Source organism: Agrobacterium sp. 22117, from assembly GCF_052045735.1.
Lineage (GTDB): Bacteria > Pseudomonadota > Alphaproteobacteria > Rhizobiales > Rhizobiaceae > Agrobacterium > Agrobacterium cavarae.
On the sequence record NZ_JBQEPP010000003.1, the window covers coordinates 257,546 to 280,793 of the forward strand.

A 23,248-nucleotide genomic window follows, 5' to 3' on the forward strand; every position below is an offset into this window, starting at 1 on the left:
ATTCGCTAGTCGCCTTGATCCTTATCAAGACGAAATCTGCACGGATTAAACGTATTGCGCCCAAAGGAGTTCACGCAAACGTGGAGGACGCCTTCGCGTTCGCAATGTTTTCAATCATCGCCGCCACGTCTCTTGCTGCTGCCTCCAACAGGTGTGCATCGCGTGCGCGGACCACGATCTCGGTGGAGAAGCGCTGCCCGTCATATTTCGGATAGGAACCGATGCTGGTCTGAGGGTGAGCCCTCTGGATTTCGCTCAGGGGCGTTCCGATGTCACCCTCCCCAAATTGCGATGTCACCGACTGGGACATCATCTTTGCGCCCGTTTTGAGGGTCGGCACGACATTGTCGAGCATGGCTTGGAAAACCTGCGGGACGCCCGCCATGACATAGACATTCTCGACGATGAAGCCTGGCGCGACCGAGACAGGATTGGCGATGTGCTTTGCGCCGCGCGGCATGCGGGCCATGCGTTTGCGCGCCTCGGTAAACTCCATCTCCCGAGCGCGATACATGTCTGCGAGAATCCGCAAGGCATCCGCATCATGCTCACAGGGTAGGTTGAATGCGACGGACACGGCATCGGCCGTAATGTCGTCATGCGTCGGGCCGATTCCGCCCGAGGTGAACACGTAATCATAGCGAGCACGAAGAGCGTTCAAAGCTTCGACAATGGCTGGCTCATCATCGGCGACGATCCGCACTTCCTTCAGGTCGATGCCAGACATGGTGAGGACGTCCGCAAGGTGCCCGATATTCTTGTCTTTGGTGCGACCCGACAAGAGCTCATCGCCGATGGCGAGCATGGCGGCCGTAACCGGGGAGGAGGGAGAGGCAGAAGACATGGAAGGATACTCACACGACACGATGTGCGCAGACGTTAAACCCGCCAGCGGCGAATGCAATATGCAAGGTCATAAAATAGGACTGTATACCGACGTATTGCCGTCGTTCGCAAATCGAGAACGGTGCGTCCTTTCCGCACCTCTCGCTCTCGCCCCATTCCTCTGTTAGCGTCCTGTTACATCAGCGGCGTAGAAATCGTCCGCGATCCTGATGCTGAACAACAAACAATGAGGAAAGACCAACGATGGCAAAAGTTCTGGTGCTCTATTACTCGTCCTACGGTCATGTGGAAACAATGGCTTACGCCGTTGCGGAAGGTGCAAAGTCTGCAGGCGCCGACGTCGTCGTGAAGCGCGTTCCCGAACTCGTTCCGGAAGAGGTCGCGAAGTCCTCTCACTTCAAGCTGGATCAGCAGGCACCGATCGCGACCGTCGAAGAGCTTGCAGACTACGACGCGATCATCGTCGGCGCCGGTACACGCTTCGGCACCGTTGCCTCGCAGATGCGTAACTTCTGGGATCAGACCGGTAGCCTGTGGTTCAGCGGCAAGCTGGTTGGCAAGGTGGGCTCGGCCTTCACCTCCACGGCGACGCAGCACGGCGGCCAGGAATCCACCATCCTCGGCTTCATCCCGACCTTCCTTCACCACGGCATGGTCGTGGCAGGTCTGCCTTATGCCTTCCAGGGTCAAATGGGCGTGGACGAAATCAAGGGCGGCTCGCCTTACGGCGCATCTACTATCACGGATGGTGATGGCTCGCGCCAGCCTTCGGCAGTAGAGCTGGAAGGCGCAAAGTTCCAAGGCGCGCATGTCGCCAAGCTTGCAGCCAAGCTCTCGGCCTAAGCCTCATAGACAAAACGAAAATGCGGCCCGTGAGGCCGCATTTTCATAACTGCCGTGAGAGGCAGCTGAGATATTGTTTACGAGCTTTAGACCAGCGGGTTGACCATGATCAGGCAGGTCACAACCACAAATCCCAGAAGCGATATCTCGAGCAAACTGTTTAGGCCGTCACGCATCTCATTACCCTCCAGATTTCCGTACCAGGAAAACGTGGAAAACATAACGTAGTTCCGCGACAACGATACGAATCTTAATGGACGGTAAAGAAAATCTCTTATCCCGTGTTTCGGTCAGCCGGTAATGACGAAGGCGATAATCAGATGGCCGACGATACCCACCACAAGGCAGGTCATCAAAAGCAGGAGCAGGGGCTTCTTCATCGTCTTTTGCACTTTCCAAGGCGTTTGATAATCCATCATATCGACTTCAAGTTCTCGTGCTGAAGTACGTCGGCATCGATCCGACGACTGGCGCGACATGCTGTGGATGAACCGGTCGACATCTTCTACACACCAGAAGAGCGCGCGATAACCCGTATCTGCGCACTTGCGACATTACGCCTTGATGTCGAGGCCCGCTTCGAGTGCGGCCGCGATAAAGGCGCGCCTGGCATCCTCTGGCTTCTTCTTACCAGCGCCGACAGCGGCGAAGACGAGCAGAGCGTGATCGAGCGCGTCACCCTCTTCCACAGGCCAGTCTTCGATCATCGCCCAGGACGCCGCCTGGGTCGTTTCAATGCTGGTGTAATTGCCCGGCTCTTCGAGCGCGACAAGAACCGGCTTGCTCCATTTCGTATTCATCTTCGCGTTCGCCGCTCCATTCGATCAAAAGATGCCTCTAACCCGAGAGCGTGCATCATTCAACGGTGTGGATCAGTCGTCGCGCCCAAACATCAGCCAGTCGCGAATGATGCGACGGTCGATGATCTTGATCGAGCGATCCGGCTGGATCTGATAGGTTTCGATCACACGATCGCCGTTCCAGCGCCTGAAATTGTGCGTGAAGGTGCTGCCAACAGGGGATTTGGTCAGCTTGGTGCGCGGCTGGCCATTATATGTAATGCTGCCTGAAATTGGTTCGAGATTGGCATTCGAAATCCCCGTCGTACAGCCTGCAAGCGCCAGAGCCAAAACGGAAACTGCGATAAGGGACTTGGCTTTCATGATACATTCCTTTTGGATCAGACGCGATGTCGTCGCAATGGGTGATCGGAATAAACATTAGGCCGGTGCACAGGTTCCACAACGCTGAGCATGTGGAAACGTGAGCAGAATATCTTATCCGAGTTTTTGAAACTTACCTATTGCGCGGAAAATGGATTCGTTCTAAATCCCCGCCATCGCTCGACGTTACAGAGCGTATGAGGCCTCGTGGCGGAGTGGTGACGCAGAGGACTGCAAATCCTTGTACCCCGGTTCAATTCCGGGCGAGGCCTCCATAAAATCCTCCACATATTAGATATCGAACCCCTGCAGCCACAGCATGCGTTTTGGCGCTTTTGCATAGGCTCGTTGCGCAGCTGATTTGCGCAAAAAAGGCCCCGCCGGACCGAATAATCTCAGCAGGGCTGTAGTTTATTCGTTCAAATTCGTCCGAGTAGAACGAGGATCAGGACGATGACCAGCACGAGACCAAGGCCGCCCGACGGCCCCCATCCGTAGTTGTGGTAGCCCCAATTTGGAAGTGCTCCGACGAGGAACAGAATCAGAAGGATGACGAGGATTGTGCCGAGCATGTTTGCCTCCAGCCGTTGATGATGCCTTAGTAACGCAATAATGATTAGGCGGATAAAAAAGTTCCCGAACGCGGTATCAGGGGATGTAATTTTGGCGGCCGAATATGCCGAGGCGCGCGAGCGTTTCTTTTTAGCCCACTGATGCATGCTTGTGCTTGAAAGCACGGGCGGAGCCCATTAAGACGATTAGCAAAATGCGGACACAGCTGTGTCTGCTAGGCTTTTACTCGAGGCAAGCACGACATGATGGATTTTGAAACCGCACGCGCGAAAATGGTGGACGGCCAGGTGCGTACGACCGATGTAACGTCCCATTCGGTGCTCAAGGCGTTTCTTTCCGTACCGCGTGAGGCCTTCGTTCCAGACAACGTCAAGCAGGTCGCTTACATGGACGAAGATCTGCAAATCTGTCCTGCCAAGGATGGGCTTGCGGCGCGTTACCTCTTGAAGGCTTCGCCCATCGCCAAGATGCTGCAGCTCGTGGCTGTCACCAAAGATGACCTGGTGCTGGAAGTTGGTGGTGCGACGGGTTACGTCTCCGCAATCCTCTCGGAACTCGCAGGCTCCGTTGTTTCGCTGGAAAGCGATCCGGAACTGTCTGCGAAGGCGACCGAAACGCTTGCCGCACTGGGTTACGTCAATGTGGTCACGGTTGCTGGCCCGCTGGAGCAGGGACATGCCGCCCAGGCACCATACGATGTGATCTTCATCAATGGCGCTGTTGAGGAGGTGCCGCAGGCGCTTCTCGACCAACTCGCCGATGGTGGTCGTCTGATTGCCGTCGTGGGTTATGGTAATGCAGCCAAAGCCAGCGTTTATCGCCGGGATGGCAAGGGTGTGTCGGCGGCGACCTTCTTCAATGCATCGCTGAAGCCACTCCCGGGCTTTGCCAAGGCTAAGGAATTCGTTTTCTAAATCGGTTGCAAAAGTAGATGGTTAACAGATGGCCCGGTGAATGCCGGGCCATTTTTGTTTGTAAATAAAGCTGTGTATCGCGCAAATCATCCACCCGCATGGATTCTCTTCTGAGCGCTCGTGCCCTACACTCAAGATGATTCGGAGCATGCGTATTCTGCTCCGGCCCGTCTTGAATGTGAAAATCGGGGATAAAAATGGCTCAGCCGAGTGTAGCGCGTGAACCATCCATGGAAGAGATTCTGGCATCGATCCGCAGGATCATCGAAAGCAACGAACCTGCGCCGTCGAATGGATTTCCAGGTCAGCCGGCTACCGAGTTCGAACTTGGCGAGGTGGAGCTGGATGTGGATTTTGCCGAGGATATCTCAGCAGAGATCCCAAGCCCGCCGGCCCATGTTCCTCCGGCTGCCAATCAGGGCTATGGCGCGCGCCAGTTCAACGATTTCGCGCCTGTCGTCGAAAGAGAAGAGCCTGTCGTCGAGAAGTCTATGTCGCTCGCCGATGTGGCGGCACGGGTTCGCGCAGCCGCAGATCGTAATGCAACGCTTGGGCCCCAGGGCAGCCTGGCTCAGGGACATGGCGTGACGCCGGTGCCCACCGCTGCACCAGCGCCAACGCAATCCTCTTTGGAGGTTGAGCGCCCACAGGTGGCACAGCCTGCCCGCCCTACTGATGTGCGTCCGTTGTTGGCTGCCACAGCACCTCAGCCGCTCCGGGAAATGCCGACGTTCAATCCTCCGCCGCAAGCCGCGGCACCTGCGCCAGCACCACAGCCTGTCCCCGTTTGGGAAACGATGCAGTTGCGCGGCGCGGTGGAAGAAGAGAAGCCTGTATCTCGCGCTGTCGACGTTCGCCAGGAGCCTACTGCCGAACCTGCCGTTCAGAAGAGCGAGCCCAAACTCGATCTACCGGTGAACCTGGTGTCCGCCGAGGCCGGCGCCCAGATCGCCCGGTCCTTCGGCGCTCTCGCTGAAGTATTTGACGGCGTGCGTAACCCGACGATCGAGACTGTCGCTCAGGACATGCTGCGTCCAATGCTGCAGGAATGGCTGGAAGACAACCTGCCGACGATCGTCGAGCGTATGGTTCGTGAAGAAATCGAGCGCGTTGCGCGTGGTCCTCGTCGTTGATGCACGTTGGAGGAAGGCTGCACCTTTCTCCTGACCGTGCCGAGACGAGGTCACCTTGAGGTCATGATGACCTTTCGTTGATACAGAAAGCCGCTGTGGAGATGATCTCCTCAGCGGCTTTTGCTTTTACATGCTTCGTTTGCGGGGACACTTAACGCCATCTGCCGCAGCGTCGTTTTTCAGGGCGCGTCATCACGGCTGTACAGCGAAGCTTATTCAACCGTGCCTTCTGCAAAGTTCCAGAGACTGTCTATTTCGGTTACGACAATAAGTGATCTTGGTACTCGACTCCGCAGAAAGGCGAAGAGGAAAACCACGACGCGATATGGATCGACCTCAGAGTTGGGTCAAATTCCGAGTCGCAAGATGATGACGTGTTGACCACAGCATCGGCCTAAAAATCGGACTCGATTTTCGAAAAAGCACGCTGCGTAGATCGAAAAGGTCAAGCGCCGTGCGCCCAGTAGGACGCACAGCGCTTCAGCCATTCATTCACTCTGCCTGAATTGTTGCAAATGCTTTGCTTGTGCGGTGTTCCGCTCAGTCTCGTGTGAAGACACGTCGCTCGAGATCGACGGTGTAAACCCAAACGAAAACGCCCCCGCGGTGGCGAGGGCGTTTTCCAAAAGCTTATCGAAGCACTTGCTTAGCTGAAGCGCCCGGCTGCGTGGGCCAGCATGGTGTAGACTTTGCCGGTATCGGACGTCAGGTAGGACTGTGTCACCGTACGGTCACGATCCGTGCGGGCAACATCCGCCAGAAGCTTTTCGAAGTCGGAGATGTATCGATCGACCGCGGTACGGAACTCCGACTCACGCTCATATTTGCGCTTGATCTCATCGAAGGTCTGCTGGCCCTTCAGTGTGTAGAGGCGACGCGTGAAGACGTCGCGCTCGCCGCGCTGATATCGACCCCACAACTCGACAGACGCATCGTGATCGATGGCCCGTGCGATATCCACGGAAAGCGAATTCAGTGACTCGACGACATGGCGCGGGTTGCGGCTGTCGGCGGCACGCGTCTGCTGTTCCGCTGCAGGCCGGGCTGCAGATGGGGCAGGCGCCATCGGTGCTGCGCCGTCCTGAGCGTCGCGAGAGGCGCCGCGCAACAGATCGCTAATCCATCCACCGCCTTCTTCACGGCGCTGAAGCGGTGCCGAAAGACCAGGCTGCGAAGGCGCTGGACGTTGCTCGACGGGAGCGACGTTGCGGATGACCGGTGCGGCTGGCTGCTGCTGCACGGGAGCTGCTGTTGCTGCCGGTGTAGGCAGCGGCTGCTGTTGCGGGCGTGGCTCTGCGCGCGCCTGTTGAGGCTGCGGGGCGGCGGGCTTGGTAGCCGCAATCGCCCGCGCTGCAGGCTCGGAGATTTCAAACTGCTGCGTGGAGCGACCCACCAGCTGCGAAATATCCTGCAGCGCCTTGATCTGCTCGGAAACGGCGCGACGCATGGCGGCGGCACTTTCCTTGGCTTCTTCCGGCAGGTCGAATGCACCGCGTTTCAATTCGGCGCGGGTGGCATCGAGCTCCTGGCGGATATCCTGGCTGGAGCGGCGGATCTCTTCCGTCGCGCCGGAGAAGCGATTGACCGCTTCCTGCACCGCTTCACGCAAGGTTTCGCGCATGACGGTGGCCGCCGCATTCGACTTGTCGGTGGCGGTATTGATCAGCTTGTCGACGTCGGACAGCGACGAGGCGACACCGTTGCGCAGACGGCCGGCAAGCTCGTCCGAATACTTCTGCGTCTCGGACATGGTGCCTTCGATCGCACGTGCCGCTTCTTGGCTGGCTGCCAGAAGCGCGCCGCGCATGTTCTGCGCCGCGCTGCGCGCCCGCTGTTCGGTCTCGTCCAGCGAGCGACCAATATCGTCGAAGGAGGAGTTGAGGTTTTCGCGCAGGTTGCCCGCCACTTTGGTGGAGCGCTGCTCGGCTTCGCCCAAGGTCTGCTCCACGACGGACATGACGCCCCGCATGGAGTTTTCGATTTCCTCGGAGCGCTGCAACAGACCCACGGAAAGCGAACGAAGCGCTTCCTGACGTTCCTCCAGCGTGCCGACGAGGTTGGCCTGTGCCGAGGTCAGAAGCTCGCCTGCCTGCGACAGAACCGAAGTGTGCTCGTCGAAGCGTGCCACGATGCCGGCGACCTGAGACAGCGTGGTACCGGACACATTGGCCAGACGATCGACCTTGCTCTCAAGCAGGCGGCTGGAGGTGGTGATAAGGTCGGATGCGCGCGATGCGGATTCCGAGAAGCTTGTGGTGGCGCTGCTGAGAGCCACGTCGGCTTGCTTGAATTCCTGCGTCGCACGTGCCACGGCCACATTCAGGCTGTCGGTAGCGCCGTTGACCACATCCGTCATGCTCGAATGGCTGTGCGACAGCATGTCGGTGCTCTGACGCGTCGCCGAAACCAGCTTGTTGGCAGCATCGCTGCTGGCGCGAGCGTAATCGTCGATGGCCTGCTCGACCATGCCGACCATGCCGCTATTGGTTTCCGACAGAAGGTTTGCGCTCTGCTGAGCAGCAGTAACGATCTTCTCAGCCGCATCCTGGCCGACGACAGCATATTCGTTGACGATCGGCTTTGCCTTCTCCTCGATGAGGCGAGACAGTTCGGCAGAACGGCTTGCCAGCATGGAGTTGAGTTCGCGGGTGCGGCTGTCGAGCGTATGGCGGATAGATTCACCACGGGCATCGAGCGCGCTTTCGACATTGGTCAGCGTCTCGGAGATGGCGCCGACCTGGGTGCGGACGACAGCTTCTGCTTCGGCAACCTTGTTGACGATGGCGTTGCCAGCATCGGAGAAGGTCTGTGCAACCGCAGCGGCCTGACCAGAAAGCCTGCTCTGCGCATCGGAAATCCGGCCAACGATCTCATCGGAGCGCTGTTCGATGGTGCGGGTGAACTCGTCGTTGCGGGACTTGATCTGGTCTGCAAACTCAAGGCCCGTCTTGCTGATGAACTCGGTCGAGCGCACCGCCTCGTGGTCGATGCTCTGGGCGGCGTCAGCCACCGCATCGCGAAGCGTGCGAGCAAGGCCGGAAGCCTTGCCTTCAATTGTGCGGTTGACGTTTTCAAGCCCGACATTAAGCGCGCGATCCATCGTGCCGAGACGCTCGTCGATCCGAGCCGTACCGGTAACGAACACGCCTTCGAGCTTCTGCGTGGCGTCGTCAAGCGTTGCATTGACGTTGGTCAGATCGGACTGGAGCTTGCCATGCAGAGCTTCGATATTGTTTTCCAACCGCGTGCCGGTTTCACCGAGACGGTTGGAGACCGTGTTAACGGAGTTTTCGATGCGCGAGGTGAGCGATTCCGACGCCGTGTCTATCGTCCGCTGCAGAACTTCCTGCTGCGTTTCGAAAGACATCTCCAGCATGCTGGTGCTTGAGGCAACGGTGGTTGCAAGCGACATGGTCTGGTCAGACAGAAGATCGCCAAGCTGCTCCTTGGCAGAGCCTAGTGTTTCCGAAAGAGCGGAATGATGCTGATCCAACGTGGTGCGGATGGCATCGTGCGATGTCTGGAGATTGTTTTCCAGTCGCTGAACGCCGGTTTCCATCGTGTTGGCGAAGCTACCGGCACCAGATTCGACTGCGGTTTCGATACGCGTCGCTGCGGAAGCAACCGTCTGCTCGATCAACTCGCTGTTGCGCTCGACGGTCCGGCTGATGGTGTAGGCCTGCGTGCCAAGCATGGTGTCGAGACGCAGATGTCCGACCGATAGTGCTTCTTCCATGGCGGATGTCGTCGATGTGAGTCGTTCTTCGGCATCCGAGACCGTACGGGCAAGGCTCGCAGCGCGGCCATCGAGAGCAGAAGCAAGGCGCTCTTCGGCCGACGAGATCGCCATGTCGATGGCGATGGTGCGGCTGTCGAGTGTGTCTGCAAGACGTTCTTCCACGCCGGACACCACCGAGGTGAGGGCACCCGTCCGGCCATCCAAAGTTCCGGCAAGACGCTCTTCGGCCGACGAGAAGGCCATGTCGATGGCCATGGTGCGGCTGTCGAGCGTATCGGCCAGACGCTCTTCCACGCCGGACACCACGGAGGTGAGGGCGCTGGTGCGGCCATCCAGGGTTTCGGCCAGACGTTCTTCGGCAGAAGAAAAGGCCATGTCGATAGCCATGGTACGGCTATCAAGCGTATCGGTGAGACGTTCCTCTACGCCGGACACCACGGAGGTGAGGGCGCTGGTGCGGCCATCCAGGGTTTCGGCCAGACGCTCTTCGGCAGAGGAGAAGGCCATGTCGATAGCCATGGTGCGGCTGTCGAGCGTTTCGGCCAGACGTTCTTCCACGCCGGACACGAGGGAGGTGAGGGCGCTGGTGCGGCCATCCAGGGTTTCGGCCAGACGCTCTTCGGCAGAGGAGAAGGCCATGTCGATAGCCATGGTGCGGCTGTCGAGCGTTTCGGCCAGACGTTCTTCCACGCCGGACACGACGGAGGTGAGGGCGCTGGTGCGGCCATCCAGGGTTTCGGCCAGACGCTCTTCGGCAGAAGAAAAGGCCATGTCGATGGCCATGGTGCGGCTATCGAGCGTATCTGTGATACGCTCTTCCACGCCGGACACAACCGAGGTGAGGGCGTTGGTGCGGCCATCCAGAGTTTCGGCCAGACGCTCTTCAGCGCTGGAGAAGGCGATATTGATCGCCATCGTCCGGCTATCCAATGTGTCGGCGATGCGGCCTTCGACGCCATTGACGGCATCGTTCAGTGCTTGAGTGCGGCTTTCCAACGTATCGGCAATACGGGTCTCGATACCGGAAACGGCCGAGGTCAATGAGGCTGCGCGGCTGTCGAGCGTTTCTGCAATCCGTTCTTCAGCGGACGAGAATGCCATGTCGATGGCCATAGTGCGGCTGTCGAGTGTATCGGCGATGCGCTCTTCCACACCTGCAACAACGCTGTTGAGCGCCAAGGTACGGCTATCCAGCGTGTCGGCCAAACGGCCTTCGACATCGCTGACGATATTGGTGAGGTTCGACGCGCGGGTATCGAGCGTTTCCGCAATCCGCTCTTCGGCTGTAGAGAATGCCATGTCGAGCGCCATGGTGCGGCTGTCGAGAGCATCGGCGATACGATCTTCAACGCCCGCCACGACATTGCCCAAGGCAGAGGTACGGCTATCCAGCGTATCGGCCAAACGGCCTTCGGCACCGCTGACGAGGTTGGTCAGGTTGGACGTGCGGGTATCGAGCGTTTCAGCAATGCGCTCTTCAGCGCTGGAGAATGCCATGTCGAGCGCCATGGTGCGGCTGTCGAGAGCATCGGCAATGCGTTCTTCCACGCCCGCAACGACATTGCCCAAGGCAGACGTGCGGCTGTCCAATGTGTCGGCCAAACGGCCTTCGACGCCGCTGACGAGGTTGGTGAGATTGGACGTGCGGGTATCCAGCGTTTCGGCAATTCGCTCTTCAGCGGTGGAGAATGCCATGTCGAGCGCCATGGTGCGGCTATCGAGTGCATCGGTGATGCGCTCTTCCACACCGGCAACGACGGTGCCGAGTGCGGACGTGCGGCTGTCCAGCGTCTCCGCCAGACGGCTGTCGACATCGTTGACCATGGTCGTCAGAGCAGAGGTCCGCGTATCGAGTGTCTCGGCAATGCGCTCTTCAGCGGTTGAGAACGCCATGTCGAGGGCCATGGTGCGGCTATCGAGCGTATCGGCGATCCGTTCTTCAACGCCGGCAACGACGTGGCTGAGCGCTGCGGTGCGGCTGTCCAACGTGTCGGCAATGCGGTCTTCAACGCCGGAGACGGCACCGGTAATGGCAGCAGCGCGGCTATCCAGCGTTTCGGCCAGGCGACGCTCGACATCGGCGACGACGTTGTTGATGGCGGCGGCTCGCTCATCCAGCAGTGCGGCAAGGTGTTCGGCGGTACCGGCAACCGATGCGGTGATGGCTTCCGAGCGGCTGGCAAGCGCGCTGTCGAAACGATTCTGGCTTTCGGTGAGCGCGCCGAAAAGCTGGGCGCTACGCTCGGCAAGAACCGCATCGATCTTTTCATGCGTGCCGACGATCGCGCTGGAAATCTCGTTGGTGCGGGCGCTCAAGGCGTCCGTCAGTTCGCGGGTGCGCGTTTCGAGCGAGCTTTCCAGCATTTCCTGGCCAGCGCCCAGCGATGTCGCGAGAGCCAGGGACTGGTCGGTGAGGGTGCTGTTCAGGCGATCGATATTGGAACTGAGAATGCCGCTGAGCGAATCCGTGCCGCCTGCAACCGTCTCGTTGATGCGTGCCAGGCTCTCCATCAGCTTGCTGTCGAGCGTGCCGGCGCGCTGATCGAAGGCGCTGGCAAACTCTGCAACATGGGCGTCGAACGCCGTGTTCACCAGGCCGACGGTCGTCTGAAGCTTCTCTTCGAAGAGGCCCGAACGCAGATCGAGATCCATGATCGCATCGTCTGCCGTGCTCTGCAGGCTCTGGCGGAAGGACATGCCCTTCTCTTCCAGCGTCGCGGAGAGCTTGCCGAGCACCGTGTCGAGAGACCCATCGATGACCTGCTGGCCGCGGCTGATATTCTGCGACAGTTCCTGCGTGCGCTTGGTCAGCGTGTCGTTGAGCAGGCGGGTATGCTCGTCCATGGACTGGTTGAGCATTTCCGTGCCGCTCGAAAGTGCGGTCGCATGCGTTGCGAATTTCTCGATCAGAGCATTTCCACGCTCGTCGAACGTATTGGAGAGATCGTGGAGGCGCAGATCGAATTCGTTGTTGAGCGCCGCTCCAGAGCTGTTCAGAGCATTCAGCAGATTCTCGGTCTTCGCTGCAATCAGCGTGCCCATGGCTTCCGTCGAAACGCGGGATTTCTCAAGAAGCGCTGCGGAGCGCGTGTCGATCATCGACGCGAACGCCTCACCACTGGTGGCAAGACGCATGGAAAGCTCTTCACCAACCAGTGACAGCTCTTCCTTTAGCTGCTCCTGAGCGCCGAAGATCGAGGACCGGATACGTTCCGCATGGCTGATAATGGCGTCGCGCTCTGCGGTCAGTTCGTGAACAAGGCCGCGGACGCGCAGTTCGTTGTCGGCATAGCTACGCTCGAGCGCATTGACTTCCGAATGAACCAGCGTCTCAAGCTCGGTCGCGCGGGCAATGGTGCGCTCGATGCCGTCATTCATGGCGGACACTTCGCGGCGAACCGCCTGGCCAACCGACATGATCCGCTCGGATGCGATCGTTTCCGGCTCTGCGAGACGCAGCGCGACTTCTGCCATGGAGCGTGCGGCGTTGCGCAGATCCTTGGCGCGCGCCATCATGATGGCGAAGGCGAAGAACAGCATGATCGGAACGACAATGCCGACCATGATCGCCATCAGGCCAGGAATCGCGAAAAGCTGTGCAATCGAGCCTACATTCCAGATCTGGCCGCCATAGATGGCATGTGCAAGACCGACGCCGGCAATCGCCCAGAAAACCGATACGATCGAAGCATTGCGGATAGCGCCCGTCATGGAGCCGGCCTCCAGCGATCGCAGGATCATGGCCGGGCTACGCTTGGTGCCGTCATTTGCAGCCTCAAGCCCTCCGGCTCGCGACTGCTGCTCGCTCGCCGCACGCGCTGCCGCTGCTTGAGCCGAAGACTGTGCCTGCTGGTCGTTCTTACGCGGTCTATTCTGTTCTGGCACTCTTGCCTCCGCGGGCTTGGGAGTGGACCTTCTACGAGGCTCCGGCTGGTTTTCGTATGCGCCGAGCTGCAAAGCATCTTCAAGTGCCTGATACGCAGTCTCGTCGATCGAGTCGCTAAACTTGTTGTTCGCCATGCGGTTACGCCTCGTTACATATACGCCCGGCTCATGCCGTTCATTCGCCCGCCGCCTGCAAACGAATATCCGCCATCATGCCTGCAAGACACCCTGAACCATCATGGTCGCCCGGTGGCCTGTTCCTCACTAACACCTGAAAGTGGTCACCCAGCTTTAAGGCAAAAAATACATCAGCTTGCCGAATCCGCAAAACCGGGGAAGAGGTGATGCGGCACCGAATAACGGTAGTGACACATTTGCAGCTTTTAAACAATTAACACGGGCGGGGAAGGCAGTCCAAGTGCCTGCTTGTTAACAGTTTTTAAACCCGTAAAAGGCCTGGAAACCCTGAATTATGAGAAGTTTAACATAAATTAACCATAGCGAAAGATTTTCCCGTTATAGGCGCCGCATTTTTAGCGGAAAGCGACAATAGCCTGCTTTGATGTGAAACACATTCAAGCAACTTCTACCCATAGATAATGAAGGATAACGGAAATGGCTGCGCTGAGTATCGCGTTCGAAGCGCCGGACAATCATGGCGGCAACACCGCTACTGGAAAGAAACCGATCGATTTCGCTCTCCTTGCCGCTCAGACGAAGGGTGACAAGGACCTTGAAATCGCTGTTCTTCAGCTCTTCTCGCGGCATGCGCGGTCCATTTTGCAGGAGCTTGCGTTTGCCGATAAGCCCTCGGCGCGCGCGATTGCCGGTCGCCTTAAGGGCTCTGCCGATGCCGTTGGCGCCTTCAAAGTCTCCGCTGCCGCCGAAGCCCTCGAAAATGGCCAGCATGACGGTGCGGCGCTTGCAAAGCTTGCAGCCTCCGTTCTGGAAGCCGAAAACTTCATTCTGAAGCTCTGCCGATAATCTTGAGCGAAGCGGATGGCGTCCGGGCAAATCTGCGCCCGGAACACGACACCTGACTAGGGCCGGTTCGGTTCGCAACCACATTGACGGGTTGCCAATCGCAGCCGGCCTTTCTATGTGTTTAGAAGAATTCTGAAACACTCTGCCTGGATCTTTTGAAATGACCAAACTGACTATCGTTGCTTTCGACGGCACGTCCCATGAACTTGACGTCAGCAACGGCTCCACCGTGATGGAGAACGCTGTTCGCAATTCCGTTCCCGGCATTGATGCTGAATGTGGCGGCGCCTGTGCCTGTGCCACCTGTCATGTCTATGTGGCTGATCAATGGACGGAGCGGGTAGGGCCGCCCGAACCGATGGAGGAGGACATGCTCGATTTCGCTTTCGACGTCCGTCCGACCTCGCGTCTTTCCTGTCAGATCAAGATGACCGACGACCTCAACGGTCTGGTCGTTCACGTCCCTGAGCGCCAGGGCTGATCAAAACTACTGGAAGTCTTTGAAAAGATTGAGCGGCGGTGGCCATAGTCACTCCACCTGCCGCTCCAGTTGGGCGCGTCACCTGCAGGCGGAGAGGAAGACACCTGCGGCTTCATACGCACCGGGAGAGCCCGTGCGATCGTGAATTTCAAGTCTTCGAATATGTCTGTTATCTGGTGCTTTCACCAATACGTGAGTCTGCCTCAGGCGGCCATGACAAGAAATCAACGGTGATTATCCGGCAAAACCTTTTGGTCGGTGACATGGTTGACGCAAGCGCCATGTGCTTCATGCCGTCATCAACGTGAGCCTGCACGTTGTTGAATGCGGTTCTTGAGAAGCCGCGTCATTCTGGCGTCGAAGTTCTTGGACTCGATCTTGTCGAAACGCACCTGATCCTTGTCATGCGCATCCATGACCTCCTGGCTGACTTCCGCGACCATTTTCTGCATGGTCTCGCAATCGGCTTGCGGACGAAGCGCGCGCAGCTTCTGATCAAGATCGCGCGCGTAGCCGCGGGCAATCTCGGCATGCCGTTCCTCATGGCGCTTGATGTCGGCGGCAAGCGTATCCCAGATCAGTGCCAGATCGGCATTGGTGCGACGCCGGTTCGACCAGCGCGGCAGAAGAATCTTCGTGTGCAGCGTGACCTTCACAGTGCCCACGCCGCATCGTCCATTCTTCTCCACATAGGTGAGTTCACCACCGAACTTGATTTCTGTCGCACCCGGATGGCGGAAGCCCGTAGACTTGGTGACCGGGCCGCGCTGCGAAAGCTCGCGATCCAGATCTTCAGCCGTCTTCCCGCCAATGGTGAAATAGGAATAGGTCTTGGTGCTGATGGCCTCGGCGAGAGCCGGACGGTTCAGACATGAGAGCAACAGGGCACCCGCGAGGAGCGCGCGGCAGACAGGTGAAAGCTGCTTCATTTTCCGGCCTTCATGTTGAACTTGCCGGAGGATTGCGGCATAGAGCCCAAGGTGGCCGAAGAAGTGTTAACACGACCCTTCAATCCTTCGTAAAACGTACCGCGCCTGGAGAAAGTCGATACCGGTCTGACAACGACCGATGCGGAAAACGGAGCGGGATCGGTATAGATGGCAAGGCACTCCACGAATTCGGAAAGGCATATGTTACTTGATAACAGCCAGCAGTAATCTGTGGCAAGCGGCCCATGGCCGCTTCCTGAAACTTGATGGACATGGCCTTATCATGGCGATCGTCAACGCCACGCCGGATTCTTTCTCCGATGGGGGACGCTTTGCGACCGTGGACCAAGCCGTCCAGCACGCCTTGGCCTGCGTAAAAGACGGCGCGCACATCGTTGATATCGGCGGTGAATCGACCCGTCCAGGGGCTGCAAATGTGACAGACGCGGAAGAACAGGATCGCGTTCTTCCAGTGATCGAAAAGCTGTCTCGGGAAACGGATGCGCTGATCTCCGTCGATACCTACCGGGCATCGACGGCGCGCGTGGCAATCGAGGCGGGGGCTCACATCGTCAACGACGTCTTCGGCCTGCAGAGAGATACTGACATGGCCAAGGTCGTGGCGGGCTCCGGGGCAGGAGTCTGCATCATGCACACCGGCCGAGAGCGTCAGAAGCTGGACGACGTCGTCGCCGACCAATTCGTTTTTTTGGACCACTCTCTCGCGATCGCCGACGCTGCCGGCATTGCGCGCGATCGTATCGTGCTTGATCCCGGCTTCGGCTTTGCCAAGGATGTGGATGAAAATGTCGCACTAATGTCGCGTTTCGATGAGCTTGCAGCCTTCCGCCTGCCTATGCTGGCTGGCACGTCCCGCAAGCGCTTCATCGGCGCGCTGACCGGGCGGGAAGCAGCGGATGAGCGCGATGTGGGAACGGCGGCAACAACCACGATCTTACGTCTTGCAGGCGCGGTCATTTTCCGCGTTCATAACGTGTCCATGACAAGGGATGCCTTGGCTGTCGCCGATGCTGTCCTCGACCAGAAGAAGCGACAGGAGACACGCGCTTGAGCCGTTACACGATCCTATTGAAAAACTGTTCGTTCTTCGCTCGCCATGGCCTGCTGGAGCAGGAAGAGGTTCTGGGCCAGCGCTTCTTCGTCGACGCCGAAATGGATGTCGAGGCCGGAGATGCGCTCGAGACGGACGAGATCGGCAACACCGTGGATTACGGTGTGGCCTTCGCCGTCATCGAAAAGATCGTCGTCGGCCAACGGCGCTATCTGATCGAAGCTTTGGCCAACGATATCGCAACGGCGCTTCGGCAGCGTTACCCGCAAATCGTGCGGGTCAAGATCACCGTGCGCAAGCCCTCGGCGCCTGTTCCGGGCATTCTCGATTACGCTCAGGTCTGCGTCGAGCAGCATGCCTGAGATGTGGACCTCCGCAACGCTCGGTCTCGGGGGCAATATCGGTGATCCGAGGGCAGCCATGGCCAAAGCGCTGGCTGCTTTAAGCGACCGTAGCGATTGCCGCCTTGTGTCTGTGTCTGAGCTCTACCGCACACCGCCCTGGGGCAAGACCGATCAGGCCGATTTCTTCAACTGCTGCGCTTTGATCGAAACGGCGCTGCCTGCCGAGGCCTTGCTCGATCTCTGCCTTGATATTGAACGCGGGATGAAACGCGTTCGCCTTGAGCGCTGGGGACCGCGCACCATCGATATCGATGTGCTGATCTATGGCGACGCGCAGGTCCTGACGGAGCGTGTCGAAATTCCCCATCCCAGAATGACGGAGCGAGCCTTCGTCTTGATGCCGCTTGCCGATATTGCGCCGGATCTGGTGGTGAAGGGCAGGCGGGTGATCGAGTGGCTGGCAGATGCTGATAAGACGGGCATCGTGCGCGCAAACGAAAAGCGGGAATGGTGGGCCACTCCCGCTTAGAGCGCCGTGCGTCCTATTGGACGCACAAAGGACGCTCTATCTTCTTTGATCTACGCATCGTGCTTTCCGAAAATCGATTCCGATTTTCGGGCCGATGCTGTAGCAATCAGAATTGGATTGAGGCGCTTTACGGCTTGATCGAACCGACCGCCATCGAGTCGACATTGCGTGCCAATGTCAGGCCGATCACGGGAATCATCTGGTCTGCGACCTTCACCGAGATCGTGATGTTCATCGACTTGTTGTCTTCCATCACACGGGCAACCATGGCGCCGTTGAGTTTCGCGCGGTTGATGCCGAGCACCACCTTGTCGCCGCTGACCTGTCCGGAGGTGACGTCCAGTCCCTTGCCTTCGGAGCCGTCAAGGAACTTGCCCTCATAGCCGCTGCCGTTCTTGGCAATGATGGCGGACATGGGCTGCTTGAAGACGCCAACGCGGCAGGTGCCCCCAAGCTTGATGCCGGTCTCTTTTTCACCCAGCGGTTCGCCGGTGAGATCGCAATTGAACTTGGTGCCCTTGTACTTGCCCGCGACGATCTCGCCCGGGCCGGACCACGTGCCGGCGACCGATCCGAAAAAGACATCGTCACGCGATGCGGCTTGAACGTCGGAAACTGCGAGCCCGCTGCTCACGGACATAACGGCGGCAAGCCCGCCCAGAAGCGAAAAGAAGCGCGAAAACATGATACTTTCCCTGGCGAGTAGGTCGCTTTGTGTGGGAGCAATCTATGTCGCGAATGGTTAACGCTTGGTATATTTCGCCGAAATAAGGATAACGAATTGTAACCATTTGGTCCTGAAGAGCCCTGAAATCAGGGCTTTTCCGTCTTTAAACCACCTTTCAGATCCGGTGTGAGATCGGACATGAAGTCGCTGATGCCAGGCCGTTTGAGAGCCCGGAAAGGAAGCGGGCGGCAGAGGTCCATTGCGGCAATACCGATCCGTGCGGTCATCAGTCCATTGATGACACCCTCGCCGAGACGGGCCGAAAGGCGTGAGGCGAGACCATGTCCAAGCACCTGCTGAGCAAGCCCATCACCCACCGCAATCGAGCCTGTCACCGCCAAATGGGCAATCACATCACGCAGCAGCCGGATCATGCCGAGTGTGCCGGGACGTCCGCCATAAAGTTCTGCCATGGCGCGAACAAGCCGGGTCACTTCAAACAGAACATAGGCCAGATCGACGATCGCCCGCGGGCTGACGGCAGTCACGACGGAGACGCGCTTGGACGAGTTGAGAATCAGCGCACGCGCCTGCCGGTCAAGCGGGGTCAAAAGCTCCCTTTCGGCAAGCTCCATCAGATGCGGGCCGTCGATCACATCGTTTTCGGTGTCCTTCAGGGCGGAACGACCTTTTGCTGTCTCCGCCCGGTGAGAAAGGACAGCCGTCAGTTTTGTGATAACCGAGCGCGCGGCAGACGCCTTCTTTTGGCTGGCAGCGTCGTGCGCATCGGCTTTCAGTGACTGCACCGCATTCAACCGCATGATTCCGAAGACTTCTCGCCCGACGAGCAAGAGGACGGCGAAGACGGCAACGATGAGAGCGATGCTTGCCGTGTACCCCAACCAGTCAGAGCGCGAAAACAGGTCGCGGATCAGCTGGTCCGCCCACAGCCCGAAGGCAAGTGACAGAAGAACGCCAACTGCGCCGAGAGCAAGCTTGCCGAAGGAGAAGCGGTGACGACGCGGTTCAGCCACGGGAAGCGGTGCTGCATCGATTTCTTCCGGTGCCAGGAATGGATCCTCTTCATCCGGTACCATGGACACATCGCTATCGAAGCTGCGTGGCTGACGCCGTAGCAAAGCCGTCGGCGCGTCTTGTCTCGCTTCCGTCTCCAGCGTGAAAGCAGCAGGTCTGCGGGAAGAGCCGTTAGTATCGTCTTTCATGCGAGCTTGTCTCCAAACAGGAACTGCATCGCGCGGTCGAGCCGGATATGCGGAACCGAGAGCTTGATGCCGCCAGCCGTCTCTTCGAGCTTCGGCGGACGAAAGCGGATGACGTTGACGTCCGGCAGGTCTGCCGAAGCGCCCTGCGCGTCGATCTGGCGAAACAGCGGCTCGGGGTCTTCCGGCAGATCGCCGGGGAAGATTGCCGTGCTGCGATTGCCATCGAAGACCTCACCATTGATCGTCTCGCCGGCAATCGGCGTCCCGACGATGACCGGCAATGACACGCCGTCCTGACGCACGCTTGCTTCCTTCGTCGCGCGCACCGAGGCAAGCGCCATGACTTCGATACCCGCCCCACTCATGCCGATCGCCGTCACGGCGCGATCGACCAGACGCGCTGTAAGATTTTCCAGCCGATCATGACTTTCGTGGTGCAGATGATCCGCCTTGGTCGCGGCCACCAGCACCTTGTCGATTCGCCGTCCGACGAGTGACGAGAGCAGGCTGTTCTTGCCAGGGCGGAAACAGGCAAGCACATCGCCAAGCGCGCGCTCCAGATCCTGCACCGCTTCTGGTCCTCGATTGACCGCCTGCAGCGCATCGATGAGGACGATCTGCCTGTCGAGACGGGCGAAATGTTCGCGGAAGAACGGCTTCACCACGATCGACTTATAGGCCTCGAAGCGCCGCTCCATCATGGCCCGGAGCGATCCCTTGGCAGCCTTCTCGGTGCCGATACCGGGAAGAGGTGAAAAGGTGAGGGCAGGCGAGCCTTCGAGATCACCCGGCATCAGGAAGCGACCGGGCGGCAATGTCGAAAGCGAACGCTCATCGGATTTGCAGGCCTTGAGATAGGCCGCGAAGCTTTCTGCCAGGCGCTTGGCGGTCATCTCGTCGGCAGGTGCATCGATATCGAGAGAGGACGCAATCTCCAGCCAATCGCGGGCAAGTTCGGCGCGCACACCTGTCTGCGCCAGCGAGACCGTGTTGTCGCTGAAGGTCTTGTAATCCTGTGCCAGCAGTGGCAGATCGAGCAGCCATTCCCCTGGATAATCGACGATATCGATGGACAGCCTGCCAGGGGAGAACCACCGTCCCCAGCCGCTCGCGCTCTGGTAATCCAACGTGATGCGCAGCTCCGAAATCGCGCGCGTGGAGTCCGGCCAGACGCGGTCTCGCACCAGTGCCTGGATGTGATCTTCGTATTGGAAGCGCGGAATGGCGTCATCGGGTTGCGGCTCCAGGCGCACATTCGACACCCGGCCGGACCGGGTCGCCTCGAAGAGTGGCAGGCGTCCACCATTCAGGAGATTATGGACGAGCGACGAGATGAAGACCGTCTTGCCCGCGCGCGAAAGTCCCGTCACACCAAGCCGCAATGTTGGATTGGCAAGCGCACTTGCCCGGTCGGCAAGGTTGTCGAGGGCGATCAATGCACTGTCGGTGAAGGATGTCAGGGATGGTGGCAATGACTCTTCCTAAAAATAATCGGTTTCCCGAAAATATATAGGGTTATCGCATGCTCAAAAAAGAAGCGCTGAAGAAAGTTTTGCTTGGCCTTCGATCTTGGCTATGGCGTCAGAAAGTCGATGAGGCGCCAGGAGTCGCGCTTGGCTTTGTCCCTAGACGCGCAGTCCAGCACCGCGAGCCCGGCCGTGGGAAACCCGTGCGGCAGCGACGCTTCGAGGATGTCGCGGCCGAGCAAAGCTTCAGCAACGGCCTCCATGGTCGGATTATGTCCCACAAGCATGAGGGAGGAAACCTTGTCCTGTGCCAGCGCGAGATTGAGATAGGTTTCAGCCTGCGCGTTATACATTTCCTCCAGATAGGACGCTTCAATGGCTCCCCCGAATGAATGCAGGAAAATCCGCGTGGTTTCGCGACATCGGGTGGCGGCGGAGCTGATCACGAGCTCCGGGCGATAGTTTTTTTCCGCGGCGGATTTGCCGATGAGAGCGGCCTCGGCCTTGCCCTCCTCGGTCAGCCTTCTATCGAAATCGCGTTCGCCGGGTTCCGCCCATCCTGCCTGGGCGTGACGCAACAGATAAAGCCGGAAAGTTTGCTGTTGAGACGGCGCCATTCCGGAGCATCCTAATGCAATCAAAGAGGGAGAACGATGTTTACAGGAGGAGGGGGCAAACTCGCAAGAGGCGTCGATCGCGAAGCAAGTCTAGATAAAGTGATTGAAGAAATAATCCGTGACGTCGCAATAATGTATAAAAAATAGTCGTTTAGATGATTTTTATGACAGATTTAAAAATGCCTAAAAACGAATCTCCAGACTTGAATGGCTACACGGCATTGGAGTATACCCCCGCCATATGAGATGTTCTTCGAGGAGAATCGCGTTGAGTGAGAAGATCGATCTTAGTAACTATGTGCTCTCGGAAAACGATGAGTTCATGAATGCCAACCAGCGCGCCTATTTTAGGGCCAAGCTGATCGGTTGGAAAAACGACATTTTGCGAGAAGCGCGCGAGACACTCGGTCATCTCGCAGAGGAAAGTGCCAATCACCCTGATCTGGCGGACCGCGCTTCATCCGAAACCGACAGAGCCATCGAACTTCGAGCCCGCGATCGTCAGCGCAAGCTGATTTCCAAGATTGACGCCGCCCTTCAGCGCATCGAGGACGGAACCTACGGCTACTGCGAGGAAACAGGCGAGCCGATCGGTATCAAGCGTCTGGATGCTCGCCCGATCGCAACTCTGTCGATCGAGGCGCAGGAGCGTCACGAGCGTCGCGAAAAAGTGTACCGTGACGAGTAGTCAGTCCTATCAGATACGATGATCAGAAGGCCGCCTCAGAAATGAGGCGGCCTTTTTCATGTCCTCATAAAAATGCCCGCGACTTGCGCGGGCATTCCAGACGATCTTTCGATCGATATTATTCGACGACGACGTCGCCCTCGCGGTAAGCGCGGCTTGTGCCGACGCTGCCACCGAAGAGAGCGGCAACCGCACTGACCAGAAGCGCGCCAAAGGCAACGTAAGAGGCTGTCGACACGGCGGTCGCAGTTGCCTGAGCAGCTTCGGTCGCACGAACCTTGGCCTGCTCTACAGCCTGACGGTACTGATTTTCGTAGTCCGTCACCTGCTGGCGGGCCTGATCGACCGGGATATTCTGTGCGCGGGCAAGGGCGTCGGCAGCACGGTTGCGTGCATCTTCAGCCTGAGCCTGGTCGCCGGTCAGCACGGCGCGGACGGCGCTGACGGCTGTATCGCGCAGCGCCTGCGGATCGTTTCCGCCGCTCGCATCGCGAATGCGCTGCTCGATACCCGCCAAGGGATCGGAGGTGTTGGCAAGCGCGGGGGCCGCAGTCGTCGCAGCGGTTGCGATTGTCGAGCCTGCGCCGGAGAAGACGCTCGTGACGCCGGTGAATGCACCGCCGATCAGCGCGCCAACCGAGGTGGTCAGCATATAGAAGACGATCAGCGTGGTTACAGCCCAGGTGGTCAGGCCATGAAGGGCGCCAGTGGAGCGGACGGCGCGGCCAGACAGGCGGCTAGCGACATAGCCACCGACGAAGGACGAGATGATGCCGCTGGCGATGATCCAGATGACGGAGCCGGTCGAAAGCGACATCGCCGATGGCGTATCGTTACGAGCAGGGTCGATCACGCCAGCACCTATGGCGGCGCCGAGAATGTTGAGAACCAACTGAAGCGTCAGTGCCACGGCGACACCGGCAAAAACGCCACCCCAGGAAATACGTGTCACGGCTTCCGGCAAGACTGCGCTGCGCGCGGCCACCGTCGATGTTGCATAGCGGACCTGATCGGCCATTTAAGACTCTCCTAATGTATCGCGCGATGGTTGCGCATGCGGAGCAACGGCCTTCCCATCCGTTGGTTCCATTGTGCACTAAGTTCTCGCAGATACCGAAGCGTCTCGGATTTAATGCCTATCGCTGTGGTTGT

Annotated in this window: 20 protein-coding genes and 1 tRNA gene; 10 read left to right on the forward strand and 11 right to left on the reverse strand. The window is 58.6% G+C overall.

Annotated features, from left to right (window positions below):
• Window positions 1-70: 70 nt before the first annotated feature.
• On the reverse strand, window positions 71-844 hold the full coding sequence (locus ACTJKV_RS09750; RefSeq protein ID WP_274103642.1) for a competence/damage-inducible protein A: 774 nt from the start codon (window positions 842-844) through the stop codon (window positions 71-73).
• A 245-nt stretch (window positions 845-1,089) separates the two neighbouring features.
• On the opposite strand from ACTJKV_RS09750, the gene wrbA reads away from it, so the two are divergent.
• Window positions 1,090-1,689, forward strand: coding sequence for an NAD(P)H:quinone oxidoreductase type IV (wrbA, locus tag ACTJKV_RS09755; RefSeq protein ID WP_112519040.1), 600 nt, complete (start codon window positions 1,090-1,092; stop codon window positions 1,687-1,689).
• 554 nt (window positions 1,690-2,243) lie between these two features.
• Here wrbA and ACTJKV_RS09760 read toward each other — a convergent pair.
• Together ACTJKV_RS09760 and ACTJKV_RS09765 are read right to left on the reverse strand one after the other, a co-directional pair.
• Window positions 2,244-2,489: a DUF982 domain-containing protein gene (locus ACTJKV_RS09760; protein WP_274103639.1), complete on the reverse strand. Its 246-nt coding sequence runs from the start codon at window positions 2,487-2,489 to the stop codon at window positions 2,244-2,246.
• A gap of 72 nt (window positions 2,490-2,561) precedes the next feature.
• The gene (locus ACTJKV_RS09765) at window positions 2,562-2,852 is read right to left on the reverse strand and encodes a hypothetical protein (RefSeq protein ID WP_274103637.1); all 291 of its coding nucleotides are present in this window, start codon (window positions 2,850-2,852) and stop codon (window positions 2,562-2,564) included.
• Between the two features lie 201 nt (window positions 2,853-3,053).
• Here ACTJKV_RS09765 and ACTJKV_RS09770 point away from each other — a divergent pair.
• A tRNA-Cys gene (locus ACTJKV_RS09770) sits at window positions 3,054-3,127 on the forward strand.
• Between the two features lie 144 nt (window positions 3,128-3,271).
• Here the strand turns inward: ACTJKV_RS09770 and ACTJKV_RS09775 are convergent.
• Entirely contained in the window at window positions 3,272-3,424 is a 153-nt protein-coding gene (locus tag ACTJKV_RS09775) for a DUF3309 family protein (protein ID WP_082447214.1), read from the reverse strand.
• Window positions 3,425-3,667: 243 nt separating this feature from the next.
• Between ACTJKV_RS09775 and ACTJKV_RS09780 the strand changes: the two genes are divergently transcribed.
• Both ACTJKV_RS09780 and ACTJKV_RS09785 read left to right on the forward strand, forming a co-directional pair.
• Window positions 3,668-4,339: a protein-L-isoaspartate O-methyltransferase family protein gene (locus ACTJKV_RS09780; protein ID WP_082447213.1), complete on the forward strand. Its 672-nt coding sequence runs from the start codon at window positions 3,668-3,670 to the stop codon at window positions 4,337-4,339.
• A 197-nt stretch (window positions 4,340-4,536) separates the two neighbouring features.
• The gene (locus ACTJKV_RS09785) at window positions 4,537-5,472 is read left to right on the forward strand and encodes a PopZ family protein (RefSeq protein WP_274103635.1); all 936 of its coding nucleotides are present in this window, start codon (window positions 4,537-4,539) and stop codon (window positions 5,470-5,472) included.
• A gap of 646 nt (window positions 5,473-6,118) precedes the next feature.
• Here the strand turns inward: ACTJKV_RS09785 and ACTJKV_RS09790 are convergent.
• A complete protein-coding gene (locus tag ACTJKV_RS09790; RefSeq protein WP_440598633.1) occupies window positions 6,119-13,231 on the reverse strand; it encodes a hypothetical protein in 7,113 nt (2,370 codons plus the stop codon).
• 480 nt (window positions 13,232-13,711) lie between these two features.
• Between ACTJKV_RS09790 and ACTJKV_RS09795 the strand changes: the two genes are divergently transcribed.
• Window positions 13,712-14,080, forward strand: coding sequence for an Hpt domain-containing protein (locus ACTJKV_RS09795; RefSeq protein WP_112952677.1), 369 nt, complete (start codon window positions 13,712-13,714; stop codon window positions 14,078-14,080).
• 160 nt (window positions 14,081-14,240) lie between these two features.
• Window positions 14,241-14,561, forward strand: coding sequence for a 2Fe-2S iron-sulfur cluster-binding protein (locus tag ACTJKV_RS09800; RefSeq protein ID WP_274104171.1), 321 nt, complete (start codon window positions 14,241-14,243; stop codon window positions 14,559-14,561).
• Window positions 14,562-14,860: 299 nt separating this feature from the next.
• Here ACTJKV_RS09800 and ACTJKV_RS09805 read toward each other — a convergent pair whose 3' ends face one another.
• A complete protein-coding gene (locus ACTJKV_RS09805; protein ID WP_062425461.1) occupies window positions 14,861-15,490 on the reverse strand; it encodes a DUF922 domain-containing Zn-dependent protease in 630 nt (209 codons plus the stop codon).
• A gap of 208 nt (window positions 15,491-15,698) precedes the next feature.
• Here ACTJKV_RS09805 and folP point away from each other — a divergent pair, with 208 nt between their 5' ends.
• Genes folP through folK form a run of 3 tightly spaced genes read left to right on the forward strand, consistent with a single transcriptional unit; the run spans window position 15,699 to window position 17,435 of the window.
• Window positions 15,699-16,562, forward strand: a complete 864-nt coding sequence (gene folP / locus ACTJKV_RS09810) for a dihydropteroate synthase (RefSeq protein ID WP_440598634.1) — start codon at window positions 15,699-15,701, stop codon at window positions 16,560-16,562.
• The gene (gene folB / locus ACTJKV_RS09815) at window positions 16,559-16,924 is read left to right on the forward strand and encodes a dihydroneopterin aldolase (RefSeq protein ID WP_062425460.1); all 366 of its coding nucleotides are present in this window, start codon (window positions 16,559-16,561) and stop codon (window positions 16,922-16,924) included. Before folP ends, folB begins: the two co-directional genes overlap by 4 nt.
• Window positions 16,917-17,435 (forward strand): 2-amino-4-hydroxy-6-hydroxymethyldihydropteridine diphosphokinase, encoded by a 519-nt coding sequence (gene folK, locus ACTJKV_RS09820; RefSeq protein WP_440598635.1) that lies wholly within the window; start codon window positions 16,917-16,919, stop codon window positions 17,433-17,435. Before folB ends, folK begins: the two co-directional genes overlap by 8 nt.
• A 127-nt stretch (window positions 17,436-17,562) precedes the next feature.
• Here the strand turns inward: folK and ACTJKV_RS09825 are convergent, their stop codons facing one another.
• From ACTJKV_RS09825 to ACTJKV_RS09840, 4 genes are all read right to left on the reverse strand, one after another.
• On the reverse strand, window positions 17,563-18,120 hold the full coding sequence (locus tag ACTJKV_RS09825; protein WP_274104169.1) for a hypothetical protein: 558 nt from the start codon (window positions 18,118-18,120) through the stop codon (window positions 17,563-17,565).
• Window positions 18,121-18,248: 128 nt separating this feature from the next.
• Complete coding sequence (locus ACTJKV_RS09830; RefSeq protein ID WP_274104168.1) at window positions 18,249-19,325, reverse strand: YcjF family protein; 1,077 nt, start codon at window positions 19,323-19,325, stop codon at window positions 18,249-18,251.
• Window positions 19,322-20,797 (reverse strand): YcjX family protein, encoded by a 1,476-nt coding sequence (locus tag ACTJKV_RS09835; RefSeq protein ID WP_274104167.1) that lies wholly within the window; start codon window positions 20,795-20,797, stop codon window positions 19,322-19,324. The genes ACTJKV_RS09830 and ACTJKV_RS09835 overlap by 4 nt, the downstream gene beginning before the upstream one ends.
• 101 nt (window positions 20,798-20,898) lie before the next feature.
• On the reverse strand, window positions 20,899-21,408 hold the full coding sequence (locus tag ACTJKV_RS09840; protein WP_274104166.1) for a SixA phosphatase family protein: 510 nt from the start codon (window positions 21,406-21,408) through the stop codon (window positions 20,899-20,901).
• Between the two features lie 268 nt (window positions 21,409-21,676).
• Between ACTJKV_RS09840 and dksA the strand changes: the two genes are divergently transcribed.
• The gene (gene dksA, locus ACTJKV_RS09845; RefSeq protein WP_062425454.1) at window positions 21,677-22,096 is read left to right on the forward strand and encodes an RNA polymerase-binding protein DksA; all 420 of its coding nucleotides are present in this window, start codon (window positions 21,677-21,679) and stop codon (window positions 22,094-22,096) included.
• A gap of 118 nt (window positions 22,097-22,214) precedes the next feature.
• On the opposite strand, the gene ACTJKV_RS09850 is transcribed toward dksA, so the two are convergent.
• Window positions 22,215-23,114: a PhnA-like protein gene (locus ACTJKV_RS09850; protein WP_274104165.1), complete on the reverse strand. Its 900-nt coding sequence runs from the start codon at window positions 23,112-23,114 to the stop codon at window positions 22,215-22,217.
• Window positions 23,115-23,248: the final 134 nt, after the last annotated feature.

Bases quoted from the DNA above. Each gene is read 5' to 3' on its own strand.
- ACTJKV_RS09750 (WP_274103642.1), bottom strand. From the start codon at position 844: ATGTCTTCTGCCTCTCCCTCCTCCCCGGTTACGGCCGCCATGCTCGCC.
- wrbA (WP_112519040.1), top strand. From the start codon at position 1,090: ATGGCAAAAGTTCTGGTGCTCTATTACTCGTCCTACGGTCATGTGGAA.
- ACTJKV_RS09760 (WP_274103639.1), bottom strand. From the start codon at position 2,489: ATGAATACGAAATGGAGCAAGCCGGTTCTTGTCGCGCTCGAAGAGCCG.
- ACTJKV_RS09765 (WP_274103637.1), bottom strand. From the start codon at position 2,852: ATGAAAGCCAAGTCCCTTATCGCAGTTTCCGTTTTGGCTCTGGCGCTT.
- ACTJKV_RS09775 (WP_082447214.1), bottom strand. From the start codon at position 3,424: ATGCTCGGCACAATCCTCGTCATCCTTCTGATTCTGTTCCTCGTCGGA.
- ACTJKV_RS09780 (WP_082447213.1), top strand. From the start codon at position 3,668: ATGATGGATTTTGAAACCGCACGCGCGAAAATGGTGGACGGCCAGGTG.
- ACTJKV_RS09785 (WP_274103635.1), top strand. From the start codon at position 4,537: ATGGCTCAGCCGAGTGTAGCGCGTGAACCATCCATGGAAGAGATTCTG.
- ACTJKV_RS09790 (WP_440598633.1), bottom strand. From the start codon at position 13,231: ATGGCGAACAACAAGTTTAGCGACTCGATCGACGAGACTGCGTATCAG.
- ACTJKV_RS09795 (WP_112952677.1), top strand. From the start codon at position 13,712: ATGGCTGCGCTGAGTATCGCGTTCGAAGCGCCGGACAATCATGGCGGC.
- ACTJKV_RS09800 (WP_274104171.1), top strand. From the start codon at position 14,241: ATGACCAAACTGACTATCGTTGCTTTCGACGGCACGTCCCATGAACTT.
- ACTJKV_RS09805 (WP_062425461.1), bottom strand. From the start codon at position 15,490: ATGAAGCAGCTTTCACCTGTCTGCCGCGCGCTCCTCGCGGGTGCCCTG.
- folK (WP_440598635.1), top strand. From the start codon at position 16,917: ATGCCTGAGATGTGGACCTCCGCAACGCTCGGTCTCGGGGGCAATATC.
- ACTJKV_RS09825 (WP_274104169.1), bottom strand. From the start codon at position 18,120: ATGTTTTCGCGCTTCTTTTCGCTTCTGGGCGGGCTTGCCGCCGTTATG.
- ACTJKV_RS09830 (WP_274104168.1), bottom strand. From the start codon at position 19,325: ATGAAAGACGATACTAACGGCTCTTCCCGCAGACCTGCTGCTTTCACG.
- ACTJKV_RS09840 (WP_274104166.1), bottom strand. From the start codon at position 21,408: ATGGCGCCGTCTCAACAGCAAACTTTCCGGCTTTATCTGTTGCGTCAC.
- ACTJKV_RS09850 (WP_274104165.1), bottom strand. From the start codon at position 23,114: ATGGCCGATCAGGTCCGCTATGCAACATCGACGGTGGCCGCGCGCAGC.